Here is a 15,405-nt window from a genome sequence, read left to right as displayed (position 1 = left end):
CAAACGATGCTCGTCACTGGCGGCGCCGGTTTTATCGGCGCCAATTTCGTGCGCCTAATATGCCAGGCGCGCCCCGATATCCGCGTTACGGTGCTCGATAGACTCAGCTACGCCGGAAACCGCGCCAACCTCGCCGGTCTCGATATTGACCTCGTGGAGGGGGATATCGCCGATCCCGCCACCGTAGAACCGCTCGTCACCGCTGCCGATGCAGTGGTTCATTTTGCCGCCGAGTCCCATAACGATAATTCTTTGCGCGACCCCTCGCCCTTCATCCACACGAACCTCGTAGGCACCTTCACCCTTCTGGAAGCCTGCCGGAAGCACGATACCCGCCTCCACCATGTCTCCACTGACGAGGTTTTCGGCGACCTGGAAATCGGGGCAGACACCAAGTTTAGCGAGCACACCGCCTACGCTCCCTCCAGCCCCTACTCGGCCACCAAGGCGGGGTCTGACCACCTCGTGCGGGCATGGGTGCGTTCTTTCGGACTGCGAGCCACCATCTCAAACTGCTCCAATAATTACGGGCCGTACCAGCACATCGAGAAGTTCATTCCCCGCCAAATCACCAATATCCTCTCTGGACACACGCCCAAGCTCTATGGCACGGGCGAGCAGGTGCGCGATTGGATCCACGTCGATGACCACAACGAAGCGGTGCTCGCCATCCTCGAGCGCGGCCGCATCGGCGAGACCTACAATATCGGCGCGGACCAGGAAGATATTAATAATAAGCAGGTCATTGAGCTGATCTGCGAAATCATGGGCCACACCCGCAATGGGCGCGCGCTCTATGAGCACGTAGCGGACCGCCCCGGCCACGACCAACGTTATGCCATGGACGCCGCCAAGCTGCGTCGCGAGCTGGGATGGACCCCGCGGTTCACGGATATCCGCGCCGGTCTCGAAGACACCATCGCGTGGTATCGCGAGAACGAAGGCTGGTGGAAGCCCGAGAAAGAAAACGTGGAAGCCCGCTACAAGCAGCAAGGACAGTAGATATGCGTATTACCGAAACCGCCATCCCGGGGCTGCTCATCATCGACCTCGACGTGCACGGCGATAACCGCGGCTGGTTCAAGGAGAATTGGCAACGCGAAAAATTCACCGGACTCGCGCCCGAGCTCGCGAGCTTCCAGCCGGTGCAGAACAATATCTCCTTTAACCACACCGGTGCTACGCGCGGCCTGCACGCTGAGCCGTGGGACAAGCTCGTCTCGGTGGCGCAGGGCAGGATTTTCGGCGCATGGTGCGACTTGCGCGAGGGGTCGGAAAGCTTTGGCGAGGTCGTCACCCACGAGGTGGGGCCGGAGACTGCGGTGTTTGTCCCGCGGGGCGTCGCCAATGGCTTTCAGGCGTTGGAGGAAACCTCCTACTGCTACCTGGTGAATGAGCACTGGTCGGCCGAAGCTCGCTATGCCGCGGTGAATCTCAACATCGTGGATTGGCCGCTGGAGCCCACCGAGATTTCGGAGAAGGACAAGCAGCACCCTGCTCTTAAAGACGTGAGCCCGATGCCCGCCCGGCGCATCCTCGTCACGGGCGCGAATGGACAGTTGGGGCGTGCGCTCAAACGCTTGCTTGCCGACGCCGAATTGTGTACCCACGCCGACTTCGACATCACCGACCCACCAGAACGGAATTGGAAGCAGTACTCCGCCATCATCAATTGCGCGGCGTATAACGACGTCAACGGTGCCGAAAACGACCGCGCCACCGCCTGGGCCGTCAATGCGGAAGCGCCCGCACGGCTGGCGCGCATCGCCGCGGAGAACCAACTCACGCTGGTGCATGTGTCGAGCGACTATATCTTCGACGGCACTAACGAGGTCCACACCGAGGAGGAACTGCCGTCGCCGCTGAGTGCGTATGGGGCGTCAAAAGCCGCGGGCGATACCGCCGCGCAGACCGCGCCGCAGCACTACGTCATCCGTACTTCCTGGGTCTTTGGTGATGGCGAGAATTTCATGTCCACCATGCGCCGGCTGGCCACTAAGGGCGTGGAGCCGAAGGTCATCCACGACCAGCGCGGGCGGCCCACGTTTGCCGAGGACCTGGCCAAAGGCATCGTGCACCTGCTCAACTCCGGTGCGGAGTACGGCGTGTATAACCTCTCCAACTCGGGCGATACCGTGGGCCGCGATGAGATTGCCATGGCCGTGTTCATCGGGCTCGGCCACGACCCGGCCGAGGTCACTCCGGTAAGCACCGAGCAATACCGCGAGATCGCGGGCCCCGAGGCGCCGCGCCCCAAGGAGTCGACGCTTGCGCTAGATAAAATCGAGGCTACGGGCTTCAAGCCGCCGAATTGGCGCGCGGCCCTTGCCCTGTACTTGGCGCTGTACCCGGAGGATTAAATGAAAGGCATCATCCTGGCCGGCGGTTCCGGCACGCGGCTCTACCCGATTACCAAGGGCATCTCGAAGCAGCTCATGCCCATTTATGACAAGCCGATGATTTATTACCCGCTCACCACGCTCATTCAGGCGGGTATTCGGGAGATTCTCATCATTACCACCCCGGAGGATGCGGGGGCCTTCCAGCGACTGTTTGGCGATGGATCGCAGCTCGGGCTCATGATTGATTACGCGCTCCAACCGCGGCCGGAGGGGCTCGCGCAGGCCTTTTTGATCGGCGAGAAGTTTATTGGAGACGACAGCGTCGCGCTGGTGCTCGGCGATAATATCTTCCACGGCTTCGGCAGCGAGCTCGCCCACTGCCAAGATCCGGAGGGCGGCATCATCTTCGCCTACGAGGTCTCGGATCCGCAGCGCTATGGTGTCGTGGAATTCGACGCCGCCGGCCATGCGCTCAGCATCGAGGAAAAGCCGGAAGTGCCGCGGTCGAACCACGCGGTGGTGGGCTTGTACTTTTATGACAACTCCGTCGTGGAGATAGCCAAGGGCATCGAGCCCAGCGGCCGCGGTGAACTGGAGATCACGGCGGTAAACGAGGAGTACCTGCGCCGCGGCGAGCTCAATGTGCAGCGCCTGCACCGCGGCAGCGTGTGGCTCGACACGGGAACGGTGGACTCGATGAGCGAGGCCTCCGCCTACGTCGAGGTGATGCAAAAGCGCACCGGCATCGTTATTGGCTCACCAGAAGTGGCCGCCTTCGAAGCGGGCTTCATCGACCGCGCCCAGCTAGAAAAACTCGCCGAGCCGTTACTTAAGTCCGGCTACGGCGAGTACCTGCGGGCGTACTAGAGGCTAGTAGCCGCGCTCGATGTATTCGTCGATGCGCGCTGCCTCCGCGCCCACCGTGGTGGCGTCGCCATGCCCTGGCAGGACCTTGGTGTCCTCCGGCAGGGTGAAGACGACGTTCTTCAGCGACTCGATGATCACATCGAAGTCGGAGTACTTGCGGCCGGTGGCACCAGGACCGCCGTTGAAGAGCGTATCGCCCGACAACAGCGTCTCGCCCACGTGCAACACCACGCAGCCCGGCGAGTGGCCCGGGGTGTGGTAGACCGTGATCTTCTCGCCGCCAATATCGAACTGACCGCGGTCCGCCAATGGCGTGTATGGAGCATCGCCATTGGACTCCTGCCACAGCATGTCATCGTCCGGGTGCAGGTAGACCTCGGTATCGAAGCGCTTGGCGGCCTCGGGGGCGAGCTCGCAGTGGTCATTGTGCGCGTGGGTGAGCAAGATGCCTTCCACGCGACGGTCGCCAACGAGCTCTGCTACCGCATCCAGATCGTGGGAGGGGTCCACCACGTACACGCTGGAGTCATCACCCACGACGTAGACGTTATTGTCCACGTCCCACTCGCCGCCATCGAGGCGGAACTTGCCAGAAGTAACCGTGCTATCGATACGCATTAGAACTCCACCACCGAACGCAGAACCTTGCCGGACTTCATGGTGGTAAAGGCCTGCTCGACGTCGTCAAGCGCAATGCGCTCGGAGACGAACTTATCCAGCGGGAAGTTGCCGGCCTTAGACAGCGCCACATAAGCGGGGAAATCGCGCTCTGGGAGGCAATCGCCGTACCACGCGGGCTTAATAGAACCGCCGCGGCCGTAGAGGTCGATGGCCGGGATATCCACGTGGTCGGTGAGGTTCGGCACGCCCACCATGACCATGCGGCCGGCGTGGTCGCGGGAGTAGAAGGCCTGGCGCCAAGTGGGCTGAATGCCCACGGCGTCGATAGAGACATCGGTGCCAAAGCCTCCGGTGAGCTCGCGGACGGCGTCAATAACCTCCTGCTCCGAAAGGTCCTTGGAGCAGATGGTGTCGGTCGCGCCGAACTCGCGGGCGGTCTCCAGCTTGGACTCGTCGATGTCCACGGCAATGATCTTTGCCGCGCTCGCCAGCTTGGCACCCGCAATGGCAGCCATGCCAACGCCGCCGCAACCAAAGACAGCGACGGACTCGCCGAGCTGGATATCGCCGGTATTCACGGCCGCGCCGAGGCCCGCCATGATGCCGCAGCCCAGCAGGCCAGCGGCAGCCGGGTCGGTGTCTTCCACCTTGGTGCACTGGCCCTCGTGGACCAGGGTCTTCTCAGCGAAGGAACCGATGCCCAGCGCAGGGGTGAGCTCGGTGCCGTCCTCGAGGGTCATCTTCTTGGAGGCGTTGTGGGTATTGAAGCAGTACTTTGGCTCGCCCTTCTTGCAGGCGCGGCACTCGCCGCACACGGCGCGCCAGTTCAAAATGACGAAGTCGCCTTCCTCCACGTGGGTGACCGCAGAACCTACGGTCTCTACTACGCCTGCGGCCTCGTGGCCGAGCAGGAAAGGGAAGGCGTCTTCAATATCGCCATCGCGGTAAGCAAGGTCGGTGTGGCACACACCGCAGGCCTGGACGCGCACGATGACATCGTTAGGGCCGGGGTCAGGAACGACAATGTTGACGGTTTCGACTTCCGCACCCTTGGAACGGGCGATAACAGCTTTTACAGTCATGCGCCCGAGCGTACCGATATTTTCAAAACCGGCGCATTATTGAAAACTCTTTTTAAGAGTGGGCGATGACGTTGGCCGCATGCTCGTGACCACGCTGGTTCATATGGATGGGCAGGTTGCCGTCGCCAGCAGTAAAGTCCACCAGACCAGCCCACATGCGCTGGTTTGCATCGGCGCACATGCCGTTATTGCGGGTAGAGGGCTTCAGATCCAGGAACTGCACGCCGGTGCGCGCCGCCAAGTCCACCTGCATCCACTGCGCCTTATTCTCAAAGTCTTGGATGCCCGGCAGGAAGGTAGAATCGGCCGGGCGCGGACCGAAGTGGAAGAGGCAGTAATAAGGGCCGGTGCCGATGGTGGGGTATCCCACGATCTGGACGCGAGCGTTCGGGGCAGCGCGCTTAATGCGCTCGATCTGCGGGGCGGTGCGGTCCGCGAACTCCTTGCGAATCTGCGGCAGGCTCATATCGCGGTGGTTGTAGGTGTCATTAAAGCCGGTGGTGATGACCACGCGGTTAGTGGCCGGGCTCAGCGCGCCGGTACGGATGGCCGCATCCACCTGCTGGAAGATCTGCGGGCCGCGGGACATGGACACGGCGCCGGAGCAGGAGAAGTCCCGCACCGGAAGGCGCAGCTTGGCGCCGGCGCGCTTGGCGTAATTATTAGAGGTCGGGCAATCTACGCCCACACCTTTAGAGGGGGCGTAGCGGTGAGCGAGGTAGGAGCCGGCGTCTGGATCCGCCAAGACGGAATCGCCGAAGGCTACCAGGTTGCGCTCCGCGGCGGTGGCCTGCGGTGCGACAGCCACGCCTACGACGGCCAGCGCGGACGCCACCACGGAGAGGACTTTGAGCTGCAGAGATTTCATGAGATCCTTTTCTAGAAACACCAGTAACTTCAGGTAACTGTAGTCACTTCTGTAACATATTTCGAGTTGGCGGCAACACCGCCCGCCTCTCTCACGATATCGTCCATGGTTATCTTTCCGTTATCTTCGCTAATTTGGAGCTTTCCCGATCGTGAATTTTTCTGATTTCACATTCCACGCTGCAGCCCTCGGCCGGTTCGTGCCGGCGCTTCTTAACGCTGGACTCGTCAGCCACCAAGGCGGCGCGAAGGCGCAGCTTAGTTTGCTACCTAACCTGGCCCGCTACCGCTTCACCACCGCGCGCGAGATCGAACAGGGCTACCTCACCTGCCCAGAGCGCCTGGCGCTTATCGACGACGACGGCACCCTCACCTACCGCCAGCTGCGCACCCACACGCAGGGCTTCGCCCGCTACCTCCGCTCGCTGGACCTGCCCGAAATCCGCCTCGGCGTCATGGCACGCAACGGCCGCGGCATCATCATTCCACTCGGTGCCAAAGGCTATGCGGGCGCTTCTATTTACCTGCTCAACGTTGGTTCCTCCCCGGAGCAGTTAGCGGGCTGCATCGAGGAAAACGGTATCAACGTGCTCGTGGTTGATGATGAGTTCATTAACCGCGTGGACACCGATATCCCCGTCATCATCGCGCACGATACCGGGGCAAGTGATCTGCCAAAGCTAGACAAAATTGTGAAGACTCCACCGGCCGCGACGCTGCCGCGATTCCCCAAGCACGGCCCGATCGTGCTCATGTCTTCCGGCACCACGGGCATTCCGAAGGGCATTGTGCGGCCGGAGCCAACCCTGCCGGTGGTACTGGCCTCCATCGTGAACACAATTCCGTGGCGCGGCGACCAACGCCTGCAACTGACCGCCTCTATCTTCCATACCTGGGGTTGGGCCTGCATCAATATTGCACTGGGCCTGCGCAATACCATTGTCACCCGCCGCGTATTCGACGCGGAGCAGGTGCTTGACGATGTCCAGCGCTACCGCCTCGATGGCATGATCTCCTCCCCCATCTTCTTCAAGCGCTTGGTGGAGCGGGATCCGGCCGGTGAGTTCGATACCGCGAGCTTGAAATTCATCGCCTCGGCCGGCAATGCGCTGACCCCGGAGGTAGTCAAGGAGACCAATGCGCGCTTCGGCGCGATCCTCTGCAATGTCTATGGCTCCACCGAGCTCGCGCTGGCGACGACCGCCACCATGGACCAGGTGGCCGCCAACCCCACCATCGCCGGACGCGTGGCCTCCGGCACGAAGCTGCGCATCCTCGATAAGGAAGGCCACCCGGTGCCGCGCGGCGAGGTGGGCGAGATTTATCTGACCAACTCCACCGCCATGACTGGCTATACCAACCCGAATCTGCGCCTCAATAAGGTGGACGGTCTCATTTCGATTGGGGACCTGGGCTATATCGATGAACACGACTTCCTGCACGTTGTCGGCCGCGCCGATGACATGATCATCGTCGGCGGCGAGAACGTCCATCCGCAGTCCGTCACCGAGATTCTCGAGGCCATGCCGGGCATCCATGAGGTCCACGCCGGCGGTGTTGAAGATAGCGAAACCTTCCAGCGCATCGCCGTGTGGGCAGTGCCTACTGCCGACGCCACCGGTAAGGCCCTGACCGCCGACGCCATCCGTGACTGGGTCCGCACCAAGCTCGCTGACCACTCCGTGCCGCGTGATGTGCACTTCATGGACAAGCTCCCACGCAATGCCACCGGCAAGGTGGTCCCGCGCCTGCTGAAAAGCCACGGGGACGCTTAAGCCACGCGCTGCCCCCAAAACAGCGAAAGGCCGCAGGCTATGCACCTGCGGCCACTGTGGAGCCGCCTGCGAGAATCGAACTCGCGACCTTTTCATTACGAGTGAAATGCTCTACCGACTGAGCTAAGGCGGCACGCTGCTTAGCATATGCCAATGCAGCAAGAGAAAGTTTAACCTAGGGGCGCCGCGGAATAGAAATCGGGCCCCGAGCAGGCACCCGTCTATAGGCACGCGCGGCGCAGGCGGCCCACCAGCCCATCAAAGGCAATTTGCGTGCCGACGTTTTGCGTCAGCTGTTCGCGGCATAAGGTGATGGCCGCTTGGCAGTCCAGCAGGCCTTCCTCGCTCACCCGCTGCGCGAGCTCGCCAGAAAGACCAGCGAAGTCCGGATGAGTCAGATCCACCTGCGCGCCGACCTTCTGCATGAGCGCATCGCGGTATACGCCAGAGAGATCGATAAGTACTAAATCCAAGTTGTCGATTACTCGGCGCTTCGCCCGCTTCTTGTGCTGCTCCTGAAGATCCTTGATGGCGGATCGGGCGTCGCGCTGTGCCTTGGCCGCACCCTTGCCCTTCGCACCGACGCCGAGGGTCTGCTCCAGCTTCGCCAGTTCGGCTTCTTCCTGTTCCTTATGCGATTCCTTCGCCTCTGAATCGACCAATTTCAGCAGCGAGGTCACCGCCTGAAAGCCTTGGGAGCCATGGAAGACCTCTTCTGCCAGGTTGATGGCCACGGCGCGGCGCTTTTGCACCGCCGGGTCGTTGACTAGGCGCCGTGCCCGGCCGACGTGGCGGAGGGAGGTGAGGGCGGCCAAGTGGGCGTCGTGATCCGAGGCGCCCTCGCTGACCAGCTGGGCGGTAATGCTCTCCACCGACGGGGAGGGGATGTAGAGGTGGCGGCAGCGCGAGCGGAGGGTCTGGGAGAAGTCCTCGGGTGCGTCGGAAGGAGCACACATAATAATCACAGTGCGCGCCGGCGGCTCCTCCACCGTCTTGAGCAGGGCGTTCGCACCGTTGTTAGTAAGGCGGTCGGCATTGTTAAAGATCACCACGCGCCACGGCGCCACCGTGGGCAGGCTGGCAGCACGGCCGATAACCTCGCGCACCGTATCCACCGGAATGATGACTTCCTGCGGATCCACCAGCACCAAGTCAGTATGCTGCTTAGCACCCAACACCGCCTGGCAGGCCTCGCACCGGCCGCAGCCCGGCTCCTCCGGGTCCGTACACATGAGCGCGGCCGCAAAATCGAGCGCGGCCAGGGAACGGCCGGAACCCGGCGGGCCGGTAAATAGCCAGGAATGGCTCATCGCCCGCGGATCTGCCCCCGCCATCCCCCGCGCAGCCCGGGCGGCATCCAGAATGGTGCGGGCCACACCTGGGGTATCTGCCAATCTTTGCGCAACGCTTCCGGTATTCACTCGCCCTAGCCTACTGGTCTTACTAAAGTATGAAGGCATGAACAGACTACTGCGCGGCGCACGATGGCTCATGGGTACCCAATGGCCGGTCTACGCCGCCTTAGTCCTCGGCGCCAACCTTATCGGTGCCATCGCGATTATGACCTTTGTCCTCTATTTCCTGCCGATGCCGGAGATCAAGGACTTCGCCGCCGAGTTGCCCAGCCTCATGGGCGTCGCCGCGGTGTATCTGATTTTTGCCGTGGTCATTGGCATCGCCGTTACCCTGCTGCTTTTCCGCCCGGTGCTGGACTGGCAGCGCAACCCGGACGAGCACGATCCGAATATGGTGCGCAATCTGGTGCTGCGCATCCCCGTCTACCAGTCCGTGGTGGCGGCGGCGGTTTGGCTCATCGGCATCATCCTGGCGGTGGTGATTTCCGGCCGGGAATCCGCCAAGCTCGGGCTCGTCGTGGGCGTTTCCGCAACACTCGCCGGTCTCGTGGTCATTATCTTGACTTATCTACAGGCTGAACGCCTCGTGCGCCCGGTCGCCGCCCAAGCGGTGGCACGGCGCTTTGAGGATTCCACGCTCGAGCCGCCCATCAAATACCGCCTGATTTCTACCTGGTTAATGACCTCCGGCGTGCCTCTGGTGGGTATCCTCCTCGTCCTCATCGCGCAGCGCACCGGACTTTTTCCCAGCACTGCAGGAGACCTAGTCCCTGCCATTACCGCACTCGCACTGACCGCCCTGGCTACCGGGTTTATCGGTACTAGCTTTGCGGTGATGAGCGTGGTGGACCCGATTGTGGAGCTGCAGGACGCCATCAATCGGGTGCGCCGCGGCGATACTAATGCAGAGGTCGATATCTATGATGGTTCCGAGCTAGGCGTGCTGCAGGCCGGCTTCAACGAAATGATGCGTGGCCTGCGGGAGCGCAACCGCGTGCGCGATATTTTCGGCCGCTACGTCGGCAGCGAGGTGGCCCAACGTGCGCTGGAGGAACGCCCAGAATTAGGCGGAGAGGATCGCAAGGTGGCGGTGCTTTTTATTGACGTCATCGGTTCCACCACCTTCGCCGTCAACCACTCCCCCGAGGAGGTGGTGGAGGAACTCAATAAGTTCTTCGAGCACGTCATCGAGGTGGTGCACCGCAATAAAGGAATTATTAATAAATTCCAGGGTGATGCCGCCCTGGCTGTCTTTGGCGCCCCGCTCAACGTTTATGATTCCACCTCTGTGGCGCTACAGGCCGCCCGGGAGCTGCGCAGTGAATTGCGTGGGCTGGAACTGCAAGCCGGCATCGGGGTGGCCGCAGGACACGTCGTCGCCGGGCATATCGGTGGTGCGGACCGCTTCGAATACACCGTCATTGGAGATGCTGTGAATGAAGCCGCGCGCCTGACCGAGCTGGCCAAGGACACCCCGGGCCAAGTGCTCACCAATGCCGCCACACTCAAGACCGCTAACGAGGCCGAGCAGGCCCGGTGGACTATGATGAAATCCATTGAGTTGCGCGGTCGCCATCGCATGACCCAGCTGGCTCGCCCTATCCGCGCTACCCTGGCAGAACGTTCCGAGGTATAACGAGGTTTTTAAGTGAGTTCAGCTCCCCGGCCCCGCATGATCGTGCCCGATGTGGCACGCGGCATGGCCCTATTAGGCATCGCCATGGCCAATATGACCACGGCGTGGATTATCACCACCGACCGGCCAGCAAGTTATTTCGGCGGCATCATCGACGGCAGCGCGTGGGACAAGGCCGCCGTCGTCTTCGGCGCCTTCTTTGTCCACAACCGCGGCCTGCCCATGTTTTCTACGCTGCTGGGCTTTGGCGTGGGGCTCATCGCGTTGAGTCTGTGGCGGCGTGGGTTTCCGGTGCAGGCGGCGCGCAGGGTCATCGCCAAGCGCTATGCCTTCTTAGCAGTGATGGGTGCGGTGCACATGACGCTGCTGTTTTGGGGCGACATCATGTTCTTCTATGGCGCGGCCGGAATCGTGATTGCATTCCTGCTGCGCAAGCGGGATTCTACCCTTATGCGCGTGGCCTATATTCTGTTCGCACTGTGCGCGCTGGGCGGGATCGTGGCCTTCATTTCCGGCGCTATGGATCCCCTCGGCGTGGTGGCTACGGAAGGCATCGGCACCATCGAGTCCTACCCCGATTTGCTGCTCAGCCAGCTTGTCACCCTAGGCAGCCAGGCCTTGGCCACGCCGATCATTTTGCTGATGTACTTGCCCGTCATGCTGGTGGGTTTTGTGTGGGCGCGCCGAGGCGTGCTTGCCGACGTCCCCTCTCACCGCCCCACCCTCCTCCGCTGGGTTGCCATCGCGGTGGTCATTACCGTGGTAATCGGCGCCCTGTGGTCTTTGAGCACGCTTGGGGTCATCGAGCAGCGCTGGGCGAATGCGGCCAATAATGCCAACTCCTTCCTCGGCGTCTTCACTGGCCCCGGCATCCTGGCCGGGCTCGCGTTGGTGCTGCAGCCAGTACAAGAGCGACTCTCGGCCGGTGCACCGCTGCCCGCGGTACTGTGGCCCTTCGCGGCGCTGGGCAAGCGCTCCATGAGCGGCTATGTGGGCCAGTCCATCCTCTTTTTCTGCCTCGTGCACCCATTCATGCTGAACTTTGGTCACGAGCTGGGAGCCTTCGGCCAGGCCGCGCTAGCCTTCGCGGTATGGCTGGCCACGCTCATTTTTGCCTGCGTGCTGGAGGCCGGCGGCCGCCGCGGTCCCTTCGAGGCCGTGCATCGCCGCTTGTCTTATGGCCCGACGATGCAGCCGCAGCTACCGCGCTCGGGTGCGGCTAAGGCCGTCAATCAGCAGCAGGTGGCCGAGAATTAAGGTGCCGGCTTCGGCCGCGCGCACTAGCCGCACCTTGCGCTTTCGCTGCTGCAGCGCCGCACGCAAGGCCGTTAGCCCCTCGGCCGCGACGAGCAGGTTGGCGCCGTGGCTCATGCCCTTGCCGGCGTCGGTGCGCAGCGCTGGGTCGCCCGCCAGTGCCGAGGTGGCCAGCACGGCCGCGCCACCCACTGCCACTGCGGCGGACGTCGGCTGGCTACGGGTACTGGCAACGCCCGCGCCCCATGCGGCCGCGCGCAGGCCCCAACCTAAGGCATCATTGCGCGCGCCGCGGCGATACAAACTCCAGGCATAGGCGGCGTGGCTCGCAGCCACGGCCGCCACGCCCAGCACAGAGGGGCGTGTCAGGCGGCGGGTCTTTTCCACCTGAGCAAGGACTCCGGCCAAGACTGCGGTGTCAACGGCGGGCTCTTCGCAGACCGAGGCGAGCAGCTGCGGCTGTGCGCTGATATCGGATACGGCGCGCCGCAGAGCCGCAGCGCCTTCGTGGGTGCGGGCAAGAAAATCGTTCATGCCCGCCACCTTACGCGGTTATTTCTTGCGCGAGCCGGCCTTCACCACGTTTTTCGTGCCGGGCGAAGGCTTCTTGGTTGCCTTCTTGCCGGCCTTCTTCGTGGACTTTTTGGTGGCCTTCTTAGTCGCCTTCTTCTTGGTCGTCTTTCTAGAGGACTTCTTGGTGGACTTCTTCTTGGTCTCGCCGGAAGCTTCCTTGGCACGGCGCTCGGAGAGGAGCTCGTTCGCGCGGGCGTCGGTCAGCTGCTCCGGGTCATCGCCGCGGCGCAGGGAGGCATTGGTGGTGCCGTCGGTGACGTACGGACCGAAGCGGCCGTCCTTGACGGTCATCGGCTTGCCGGAGACGTCATTATCGCCCAGCTGCTTGATCGGCGGCTGGGCCGCGGCGCGACCACGGCGCTTCGGCTCGGCATAGATGCGGCGGGCTTCGTCCAAGGTGATGGTGAAGATCTGCTCTTCCTTGGCCAAGGAGCGCGAATCGGTCCCCTTCTTCAGGTACGGGCCATAGCGGCCATTTTGGGCGGTGATCATCACGCCGTCATCCTCGCCCACCTCGCGCGGCAGGGACAGCAGCTGGAGGGCTTCTTCGAGAGTCACCGTAGAGGGTTCCATCGAGCTAAACAGCGAGGCCGTACCCGGCTTCAGCTTATTCTCGATGTACTCCTTGACGCGCTTTTCCTTCTGCTTTGCGGCCGTCTTGGTCTCCCAATTCTTGGCGCGCTTGCCCTCCTCGGCGCGTTGCTTATCCTCCTCGGCCCGCTCCTTGGCGACGACCTCTTCGGCCTCACCCTCGGCCTTCTCCCGCTCATCATCGCGGACAACCTCGGTGACATACGGGCCGAAGCGGCCCTCCTTAGCCACAATCATGCGCCCATTTGCCGGGTTTTCACCCAGTTCGCGGCCGCCCTGTGGGGTGGCAAAGAGTTTTTCCGCCAGCTCCTCGTTCAATCCGTCCGGAGTGACGGTTTCCGAGAGGTTAGCGCGCTGGTACTCGATGCTGCCGTCGTCATTGGTGCCGACGGCGCGCTCGATATACGGTCCATAGCGGCCCACGCGTACGAAGACATCGCGGCCCTCGGTATCGGTGTAAAGGCGCAGGGAGTTGACCTTGCGAGCATCGATGGCTTCTAGGTTGACGTCGATAAGTGATTTCAAACCACCGTGACGGGCAATAGAGGCCGCCTTTTGCTCATTGGCCTCGGCGTTGCCGAAGTAAAAGCCGTTGAGCCAGGCGGTGCCGTCCTCGATACCGGTAGCAATCTGGTCCAGCTCATCCTCCATAGAAGAGGTGAAGTCATAGTCCACCAGCTCGGTGAAGTTTTCCTCCAATAGGCCCACGACGGCGAAGGCAACCCACGATGGCACCAGCGCATTGCCGCGCGAGACCACATAGCCGCGGTCCTGGATGGTCTTGATGATGGATGCGTAGGTGGACGGACGACCGATACCCAGATCCTCCATCTTCTTGACCAGGCTGGCCTCGGTATAGCGCGCCGGCGGGTTGGTGGAGTGGCCCTCGGCGGAGACTTCCTTGGCGCTAAGGGCGCGGCCTTCTTCCAGATGCGGCAGGCGGGTCTCGCCCTTCTTGTCACCCTTGGCGTCATCCGCGCCATAGGCCTTCAGGAAGCCGGGGAAGGTAATGGTGCGGCCGGTGGCGGAGAATTCCACGTCATAGCTGCCATTATCCGTGGTAGCCGTGCCGGCCACGGTGACCTTCATGGAGGTTCCCTTGGCATCGGCCATCTGGGAGGCGACGGTGCGCTTCCAAATCAGGTCATAGAGCTTAAACTCCTCCGCATCCAATTGACCGGAGAGCTGGCCCGGGGTGGCGAAGGACTCGCCGGCGGGGCGGATGGCCTCGTGGGCTTCCTGGGAGTTTTTCACCTTGCGGTCATAAACGCGCGGGGAATCAGAAACGTACTCTGCGCCATAGATGCTGGTGGCGGAGTTGCGCGCGGCTGATAGACCCTGCTTGGACAGCGAGGTGGAATCGGTACGCATATAAGTAATGTGGCCGTTTTCGTACAGTCGCTGCGCAATGCGCATGGTGCGCTCAGAGGTAAAATGCAGGCGTCGGCCGGCCTCCTGCTGCAGCGTAGAGGTCATAAACGGCGCATAAGGCTTGCGCGTATAGGGCTTGTGCTCGACGCCAGCGACCTGCATTTCCGCGCCGCTCAGTGCGGTTTCCAGCGCCTTGGCCTGCGGCTCGGTGATGACGATGACGTCCTTGCTCTTCACGTTTCCGCGGTCATCAAAGTCGCGGCCGAGGGCCACGCGCTTGCTATTGACGGCGGTAAGGCGGGCGTCGAATGTAGCGGGGTTATCCGCATCCGCAGCGCCGGTATCTAGCGTGGCGGCTAGGTCCCAGTAATCGGCCGGGATGAACGCCATGCGCTCGCGCTCGCGCTCGACGATGACGCGGGTGGCCACCGACTGCACGCGACCGGCAGAAAGCCGCGGCATGACTTTCTTCCACAGCACCGGGGAGACCTCATAGCCGTAGAGACGGTCGAGGATGCGGCGGGTTTCCTGGGCGTCGATAAGGTTGTAATCCAGATCGCGCGTATTATCCGCAGCTTCCAAGATGGCTGACTTGGTGATCTCATTGAACACCATGCGGCGTACCGGGACCTTAGGCTTTAGAACCTCGAGCAGGTGCCACGCGATGGCTTCACCCTCGCGGTCGGGGTCTGTTGCGAGGAAGAGCTGGTCGCACTGCTTCAGCTTGGATTTTAGGTCCGCGACCTTTTTCTTCTTATCGGGGCTCACCACATATAGCGGGGCGAAGTCGTCCTCCGGGTTCACGCCGAGGCGCGCCCAGGATTCCTTCTTATACTTAGCCGGCACATCCGCAGCGCCGCGGGGAAGATCGCGGATATGGCCCACGGAGGCCTCCACGATGTACTTATCTCCGAGGTAAGGCTGGATCTTCTTCGCCTTCGTCGCCGACTCGACGATCACCAAGGTCTTTCCCGGCCCGGCTGCTTCTGCCACTTCGACTTCATCCCTTTCGATGATGCGAACAATAAGGTTTGCACGCTTTCAGCAATCGCCCCTAGCGTACACAGATGA

12 protein-coding genes and 1 tRNA gene are annotated in these 15,405 nt (G+C 62.2%); 6 read left to right on the top strand and 7 right to left on the bottom strand.

Features of this window, described 5'->3' with window-relative positions; all coding sequences use genetic code 11:
* Positions 1 to 6: 6 nt before the first annotated feature.
* Genes rfbB through rfbA form a run of 3 tightly spaced genes read left to right on the top strand, consistent with a single transcriptional unit; the run spans position 7 to position 3,209 of the window.
* On the top strand, positions 7 to 1,002 hold the full coding sequence (gene rfbB, locus MHX61_RS07075; protein ID WP_239193845.1) for a dTDP-glucose 4,6-dehydratase: 996 nt from the start codon (positions 7 to 9) through the stop codon (positions 1,000 to 1,002).
* Positions 1,003 to 1,004: 2 nt separating this feature from the next.
* The gene (gene rfbD, locus MHX61_RS07070; protein ID WP_239193775.1) at positions 1,005 to 2,360 is read left to right on the top strand and encodes a dTDP-4-dehydrorhamnose reductase; all 1,356 of its coding nucleotides are present in this window, start codon (positions 1,005 to 1,007) and stop codon (positions 2,358 to 2,360) included.
* Positions 2,361 to 3,209, top strand: coding sequence for a glucose-1-phosphate thymidylyltransferase RfbA (gene rfbA / locus MHX61_RS07065; protein ID WP_239193773.1), 849 nt, complete (start codon positions 2,361 to 2,363; stop codon positions 3,207 to 3,209). It abuts the gene before it with no gap.
* A gap of 3 nt (positions 3,210 to 3,212) precedes the next feature.
* On the opposite strand, the gene MHX61_RS07060 is transcribed toward rfbA, so the two are convergent.
* From MHX61_RS07060 to MHX61_RS07050, 3 genes are read right to left on the bottom strand one after another with little or no spacing between them, the layout of a single operon-like run.
* Positions 3,213 to 3,827 (bottom strand): MBL fold metallo-hydrolase, encoded by a 615-nt coding sequence (locus tag MHX61_RS07060; RefSeq protein ID WP_005323087.1) that lies wholly within the window; start codon positions 3,825 to 3,827, stop codon positions 3,213 to 3,215.
* Positions 3,827 to 4,912: an S-(hydroxymethyl)mycothiol dehydrogenase gene (locus tag MHX61_RS07055; RefSeq protein ID WP_200435940.1), complete on the bottom strand. Its 1,086-nt coding sequence runs from the start codon at positions 4,910 to 4,912 to the stop codon at positions 3,827 to 3,829. Before MHX61_RS07055 ends, MHX61_RS07060 begins: the two co-directional genes overlap by 1 nt.
* 52 nt (positions 4,913 to 4,964) lie before the next feature.
* Positions 4,965 to 5,780: a GDSL-type esterase/lipase family protein gene (locus MHX61_RS07050; RefSeq protein ID WP_204610408.1), complete on the bottom strand. Its 816-nt coding sequence runs from the start codon at positions 5,778 to 5,780 to the stop codon at positions 4,965 to 4,967.
* A gap of 151 nt (positions 5,781 to 5,931) precedes the next feature.
* On the opposite strand from MHX61_RS07050, the gene MHX61_RS07045 reads away from it, so the two are divergent.
* Positions 5,932 to 7,554 (top strand): AMP-binding protein, encoded by a 1,623-nt coding sequence (locus tag MHX61_RS07045; RefSeq protein ID WP_204610410.1) that lies wholly within the window; start codon positions 5,932 to 5,934, stop codon positions 7,552 to 7,554.
* Positions 7,555 to 7,611: 57 nt separating this feature from the next.
* On the opposite strand, the gene MHX61_RS07040 is transcribed toward MHX61_RS07045, so the two are convergent.
* Positions 7,612 to 7,687 (bottom strand) — tRNA-Thr (locus MHX61_RS07040).
* Positions 7,688 to 7,775: 88 nt separating this feature from the next.
* Positions 7,776 to 8,975 carry a DNA polymerase III subunit delta' gene (locus MHX61_RS07035; RefSeq protein ID WP_370658410.1) on the bottom strand — a complete coding sequence of 400 codons (1,200 nt, stop codon included), beginning with the start codon at positions 8,973 to 8,975 and terminating at the stop codon, positions 7,776 to 7,778.
* A 37-nt stretch (positions 8,976 to 9,012) separates the two neighbouring features.
* Between MHX61_RS07035 and MHX61_RS07030 the strand changes: the two genes are divergently transcribed.
* Together MHX61_RS07030 and MHX61_RS07025 are read left to right on the top strand one after the other, a co-directional pair.
* Positions 9,013 to 10,545, top strand: coding sequence for an adenylate/guanylate cyclase domain-containing protein (locus MHX61_RS07030; RefSeq protein ID WP_204610414.1), 1,533 nt, complete (start codon positions 9,013 to 9,015; stop codon positions 10,543 to 10,545).
* Between the two features lie 12 nt (positions 10,546 to 10,557).
* Positions 10,558 to 11,802, top strand: coding sequence for a DUF418 domain-containing protein (locus MHX61_RS07025; RefSeq protein ID WP_239193771.1), 1,245 nt, complete (start codon positions 10,558 to 10,560; stop codon positions 11,800 to 11,802).
* Here the strand turns inward: MHX61_RS07025 and MHX61_RS07020 are convergent.
* Both MHX61_RS07020 and topA read right to left on the bottom strand, forming a co-directional pair.
* Positions 11,746 to 12,333 carry a hypothetical protein gene (locus MHX61_RS07020; protein WP_204610416.1) on the bottom strand — a complete coding sequence of 196 codons (588 nt, stop codon included), beginning with the start codon at positions 12,331 to 12,333 and terminating at the stop codon, positions 11,746 to 11,748. The genes MHX61_RS07025 and MHX61_RS07020 overlap by 57 nt on opposite strands.
* A gap of 18 nt (positions 12,334 to 12,351) precedes the next feature.
* A complete protein-coding gene (topA, locus tag MHX61_RS07015) occupies positions 12,352 to 15,327 on the bottom strand; it encodes a type I DNA topoisomerase (RefSeq protein WP_204610418.1) in 2,976 nt (991 codons plus the stop codon).
* Positions 15,328 to 15,405 lie beyond the last annotated feature (78 nt).

Origin of the sequence: Corynebacterium sp. ACRPF (genome assembly GCF_022347395.1) — a bacterium.
Classification (GTDB): domain Bacteria; phylum Actinomycetota; class Actinomycetes; order Mycobacteriales; family Mycobacteriaceae; genus Corynebacterium; species Corynebacterium tuberculostearicum_D.
Note: the sequence above shows the minus strand (reverse complement) of the source record. Positions and strands in the feature narration are given on the sequence as shown.

Coding starts and splice junctions, on each gene's coding strand:
- MHX61_RS07060 (WP_005323087.1), bottom strand. CDS start 3,827: ATGCGTATCGATAGCACGGTTACTTCTGGCAAGTTCCGCCTCGATGGC.
- MHX61_RS07055 (WP_200435940.1), bottom strand. CDS start 4,912: ATGACTGTAAAAGCTGTTATCGCCCGTTCCAAGGGTGCGGAAGTCGAA.
- rfbD (WP_239193775.1), top strand. CDS start 1,005: ATGCGTATTACCGAAACCGCCATCCCGGGGCTGCTCATCATCGACCTC.
- rfbA (WP_239193773.1), top strand. CDS start 2,361: ATGAAAGGCATCATCCTGGCCGGCGGTTCCGGCACGCGGCTCTACCCG.
- MHX61_RS07030 (WP_204610414.1), top strand. CDS start 9,013: ATGAACAGACTACTGCGCGGCGCACGATGGCTCATGGGTACCCAATGG.
- MHX61_RS07050 (WP_204610408.1), bottom strand. CDS start 5,780: ATGAAATCTCTGCAGCTCAAAGTCCTCTCCGTGGTGGCGTCCGCGCTG.
- rfbB (WP_239193845.1), top strand. CDS start 7: ATGCTCGTCACTGGCGGCGCCGGTTTTATCGGCGCCAATTTCGTGCGC.
- MHX61_RS07020 (WP_204610416.1), bottom strand. CDS start 12,333: ATGAACGATTTTCTTGCCCGCACCCACGAAGGCGCTGCGGCTCTGCGG.